This is a genomic window from Streptomyces sp. NPDC054863, assembly GCF_053610825.1.
Window position 1 is genome coordinate 1 of the sequence record NZ_JBSGZD010000438.1, and the last position, 4,617, is coordinate 4,617.

Genomic DNA, 4,617 nt, shown 5'->3' on the forward strand with positions numbered 1-4,617 from the left:
GGCGAGCACCGAGAGCAGCAGCCGGCGCCAGGGCGCGTGCTCGTCGGCGGGGAGCACTTGCAGGTTGCCCGCCTCGCACAGCGGGTCCAGGAACGAGAACAGCTCCTCGGGCCGCTTGTCGAGGTGCGCCGTGGCCTCCAGGAGCACGGGATCGGAGACCGACACGACCGTCTCGGCGCCCGGGAGTTGGAAGCGTACGACGGGTCCGTACGCGTCGTGCAGGCGCAATTGGTACCGGTGCAGCCCACCCGCGTCCGCGACGGCGCGCAGCCCGCCGTCCTCCTGGCGTTCGGGTCCGGGTATGCGCATGACGCTGCCTCCTGTCCGGGGCTGCCCCGCGGGTCTGCCCGAGGGAGCCCTCAACTCGCCCTTGCCACCGCCAGTTTCCCCCACCCCCCCCCCGCCTCCGCCAGTTCCCCCACCCCTGCGCCTGCCCCACGGCAGCCCAGCGCCAGCACCTGCCTCGGCGAGCACTTCGCGGATCACGCGGGGCAGTTGCCGTGCCCTCCCCGCGGTGGTCGGGCAGCGCGACGACGGCCCGCGGGGGCAGGCGTGCCCGGCCATGGATCCCCGGGCGCTCGTACGGAAGCGTCCGTGGACCATCTGTTACAGCATCTCCAGGGGCTGCTTGCGCACCGGCGGAGGGAACGCGGCATCCAGCGCCTTGAGATCCCCTTCGGTGAGGCTGATGTCGAGGGCGGCGTGGTTGGCCTCCACGTGCGCCACGGTGGAGGCCTTGGGAATGACGATGACGTCGTCGCGACGCAGTACCCAGGCAAGCGCCACCTGGAGCGGGGTGGCCCCATGATTCTTGGCCACGGAATCCAGGGCCTCGTGCCCCAGCAGTCGCCCCTGTTCCAGCGGGGAGTACGCCATGACCGGAACCGAGCGCTCGCGGCACCAGGGGAGCAGGTCGTACTCCGGGCCCCGGCGGGTGAGGTTGTAGAGGACCTGATTCGTCGCCGGAAGGGCACCCGTCGGGAGCTCGTCCAGGTCGTCGACGTCCAGGTTGCTCACGCCCCAGGCGCCGATGCTGCCACTGCTCACCAGTCCTTCGAGGGCCTCGACGGTCTCGGAGAGCGGCACACGGCCCCGCCAGTGCAGCAGGTACAGGTCGATCCGGTCCGTGCCAAGGCGGCGCAGGCTCGCGTGGCAGGCGTCGAGGGTGCCGCGCGAATCGGCATTCGACGGCAGCACCTTGCCGACCAGGAACACCTCGTCGCGACGCCCGCGGATCGCCTCGCCGACCAATTCCTCGGATGCGCCGCTGCCGTACATCTCGGCCGTGTCGATCAAGGTCATGCCCAGATCGAGGCCCCTGCGGAGCGAGGCGAGCTCCTCGGAGCGCCGCGCGTACGTGTCTCCCATGCGCCATGTGCCCTGACCCAGGGCGGGCACGCTCATACCGGAAGGGAAAGCCACTGTCCTGGCCGCTGTCATCGTGGACCTCATCTCGTGTTCCAGCCGTCGCGCCCATGCCGAGAACCCCACCACGCCCACGCGCGCCCGCACAACTGAAACCAGGCACGCGGGACGGCGCACCCCCGGCCGAAGGCTGCCCCAACCCGCTGAACTGCGGCGAGGACGTCATCGGAGCCGATGGCGTCCTCTTTCGTTCCGGTTAATCGTTAGGAAGGTTTCCCAACACTCTTGACGCTCCCTGCGAAGAGCCCTAGCTTTCACGCCAGGAACGCATGCCCACCCCCACCCCTGGAGCCCGTGATGCATCGCCCACGTCGATCTGTCATGTCCATGGCTGCCGGTTCCCTCGCGGCTGTCCTCCTCTCCATGTCCGGCACCACTTCGGCGACCGCCGCCGGGCCCCAGCCCTCCTCCCCAAGGGCAAAGGCGATCAACGGCCCCCTGAAGGTCTGCGGCACCAAGCTCTGCGACAGCAGCGGGAGTGCCGTCCAGCTCAACGGGATGAGCACCCACGGCACGCAGTGGTATCCGAAGTGCGTCACCAGCAAGTCGGTCGGCGCGCTCGCCACCGACTGGCGCGCGGACGTCCTGCGCATCTCCACGTACGTCCAGGACGGCGGCTACGCGTCCGACCCGGCCAAATTCACCGCCCGGGCCATGAAGTTCGTCGACATGGCCCACGCCCGGGGCATGTACGCGATCATCGACTGGCACATGCTCTCCCCGGGCGACCCCGACTACAACCTGGACCGGGCCAAGACCTTCTTCACCGCCATGGCGAAGAAGTACAAGGACCACCCCGGCGTGCTCTACGAGATCGCCAACGAGCCGTCCGGCGTCAGCTGGTCCCGGATCAAGGCGTACTCCGAAAAGATCATCCCGGTCATCCGCGCGCAGGACCCCGACTCGGTGGTCCTGGTGGGCACCCGCGCCTGGTCCTCCTTCGGAGTCTCCGAGGACTCGGACGAGTCCGAGGTGGTGAACAACCCGGTACGGGCCTCGAACATCATGTACACGTTCCACTTCTACGCGGCCTCGCACCGCGAGGAGTACCTGTCGGCCCTCGACCGGGCCTCCGACAAACTGCCCGTCTTCGTGACCGAGTTCGGCACCCAGAACTACGAGGGCGAGGGAGCCAACGACTTCGCGATGGCGCAGAAGTACCTCGACCTCATGAAGCGCAAGAAGATCTCCTGGGTCAACTGGAACTACTCCGACGACCACCGCTCTGGCGCCGTCTTCAAGGACGGAGTCTGCGACACCGACGACACCTGGACGGGCACCTCGGTGCTCAAGGAGGCGGGCGTCTGGATCCGGAACCAGATCCGCGCCTGATACGCCCCTGCGCGCTCCGCGCCTGAGCCCCCGGCCCCCGCCGCATGTGCCGTGCGACGGGGGCCGGGCTCTGCTCGGGGGCTGCCCCCCGACCTGTCTGCCCCGTCTGGCAGTTGGCCGGGCACCAGCCCCACCGGCAGGCGCGACCCCGACGCTCTCCAGGACCTGGTCGAGGGCGGCAGTTGAGTGCCTCACGACGGGGACCCACCGTTCGCGTTGTCCTCGAAGAGTTCCCGGGTACGCCGCAGCAGGGCTTGCCGTACAGCCTCCGGTGAGAGGACCCGCAGGGGTGTGGCGAGGCTGAGAAGGTATCTGGCAAGCCCGTCCGCGTCGGGACCGCCGACGTCGACGATCGTGGCGTCGGCGCCTTCGGACCGGTGGCTGCCGACCGTCGACGGGATCAGTCGCAGGGCTTGGTCCATGGACATCGGGAGACGGATCGTCGCGCAGAGCGGGTAGGGCCCGGCGGCGACGGAGCGGGAGACGAGCAACGCAGGGTCGGGCGGGTCGAGGAGTTCGACCGGGCGCCCGGTCGGCCGCAGTCGGTCGACCCTGCCGCCCCGGAAGGTACGCCACTGGTTCCGCGTCACGTCTCGGGCGACGAAGTACCACCGACGCCCGGTGTGTACGAGGCGGTACGGGTCGACGTCCCGGACCGTGACTTTTCCTTCCCGGTCGCGGTACGACAGACGGGCGCGCTCGCCCCGGCGGCACGCGTCGGCCAGTTCCAGCAGCATGCCGGGCATGATCTGGGGCCTGTCAGGTCGGGGAGTGTGCACGAAGGCGGCGTCCATCTCGCCCAGCCGGTCCGCGATCCGCCGCGGCAGAACCTGACGCAGCTTCAGCAGCGCCGACAGGGCGGCTTGGTCGCCCCCGAGAGCGCCGCTGAGTGCGGCCTCGCGCAGCCCGACGGCCACGGCGAGTGCTTCGTCGTCGTCGAGGATCAGCGGCGGTACCCGGGATCCGGCACGGAGACGGTAACCGCCCCATGGCCCGGGGTCGGACTCGACGGCGTAACCGAGCTCCCTGAGCTTGGCGATGTCCCGCCGTACCGTGCGCTCGGCGACCGCCATCCGGTCGGCCAGTTCACCGCAGGTCCACGACGGCCGGCCGGCCAGCAAGGAGACCAGGCGCAGCAGGCGGGCGGAGGCACTGATCACGTGTGGAAGTTTTCCATACGACCAGGACCGAAACTGTCCTGGTCCCGAAGTAGCGTCCCCGCCATGAGCACAGGAAATTCCTCCGCACCCACGTTCCGTTACTCGGCCGTCACCTTCGACTGCCCGGACCCCGCCGAACTGGCCCGCTTCTACGGCGAAGTCCTCGCTCTGCCCGTCGTCTTCTCCACCGACGACTTCGTCCTGCTCGGCCGGGAGGGCGCGGCCGGACTGGGATTCAACCGGCTGGCCGACTATCGCCGCCCCACCTGGCCGGACCCTGCCCAGGAGAAGCAGGCGCACATCGAACTGGGCGTCGACGACCTGGACGCCGCGCAGTCCCGGCTCCTTGCCCTGGGGGCCGTGAAACCCGAGTTTCAGCCCGACCCCGACCGATGGCGAGTCCTGCTGGACCCCGCAGGCCACCCGTTCTGCATCTCCACCTTGGTCTGAGCAAACCCGGCTCCGCGTACCCAGGCAGGCCGACGAACTCGCTGCTGTCCCGCCCGGGCACGGGGCGGTGGCGCGATCATGGCCCTGCCCGGCCGACGCTGTTGCTCCCACCCGCTGGGCCGGTAGCGGGTGTTCCTCGTACGAACCCGCAGAGGTGACTCTCCGCCTCCGCCCCTGCTGGTATCCGCCCCGCCGCTGCCGTGCCCGTCGTTCAGGCGCCTTCGCGGGCGCCGAGGCCCCCGCCCAAAAG

4 protein-coding genes and 1 pseudogene are annotated in these 4,617 nt (G+C 69.7%); 2 read left to right on the forward strand and 3 right to left on the reverse strand.

The genetic code is table 11. The features are described from left to right. Together ACWGIG_RS37125 and ACWGIG_RS37130 are read right to left on the reverse strand one after the other, a co-directional pair. Positions 1–309 (reverse strand): annotated as a pseudogene (locus tag ACWGIG_RS37125) (cytochrome P450); the annotation flags it as partial. A 297-nt stretch (positions 310–606) separates the two neighbouring features. Beyond that, positions 607–1,440: an aldo/keto reductase gene (locus ACWGIG_RS37130; protein ID WP_453326133.1), complete on the reverse strand. Its 834-nt coding sequence runs from the start codon at positions 1,438–1,440 to the stop codon at positions 607–609. 312 nt (positions 1,441–1,752) lie between these two features. On the opposite strand from ACWGIG_RS37130, the gene ACWGIG_RS37135 reads away from it, so the two are divergent. Then, on the forward strand, positions 1,753–2,757 hold the full coding sequence (locus ACWGIG_RS37135) for a glycoside hydrolase family 5 protein (protein ID WP_453326130.1): 1,005 nt from the start codon (positions 1,753–1,755) through the stop codon (positions 2,755–2,757). A gap of 191 nt (positions 2,758–2,948) precedes the next feature. Here the strand turns inward: ACWGIG_RS37135 and ACWGIG_RS37140 are convergent, their stop codons facing one another. Beyond that, a complete protein-coding gene (locus ACWGIG_RS37140) occupies positions 2,949–3,917 on the reverse strand; it encodes a helix-turn-helix transcriptional regulator (RefSeq protein WP_453326131.1) in 969 nt (322 codons plus the stop codon). A gap of 63 nt (positions 3,918–3,980) precedes the next feature. Here ACWGIG_RS37140 and ACWGIG_RS37145 point away from each other — a divergent pair, with 63 nt between their 5' ends. After that, the gene (locus ACWGIG_RS37145; protein WP_453326132.1) at positions 3,981–4,367 is read left to right on the forward strand and encodes a VOC family protein; all 387 of its coding nucleotides are present in this window, start codon (positions 3,981–3,983) and stop codon (positions 4,365–4,367) included. The last annotated feature ends 250 nt before the right edge of the window (positions 4,368–4,617 follow it).

Coding starts and splice junctions, on each gene's coding strand:
- ACWGIG_RS37130 (WP_453326133.1), bottom strand. CDS start 1,440: ATGACAGCGGCCAGGACAGTGGCTTTCCCTTCCGGTATGAGCGTGCCC.
- ACWGIG_RS37135 (WP_453326130.1), top strand. CDS start 1,753: ATGGCTGCCGGTTCCCTCGCGGCTGTCCTCCTCTCCATGTCCGGCACC.
- ACWGIG_RS37145 (WP_453326132.1), top strand. CDS start 3,981: ATGAGCACAGGAAATTCCTCCGCACCCACGTTCCGTTACTCGGCCGTC.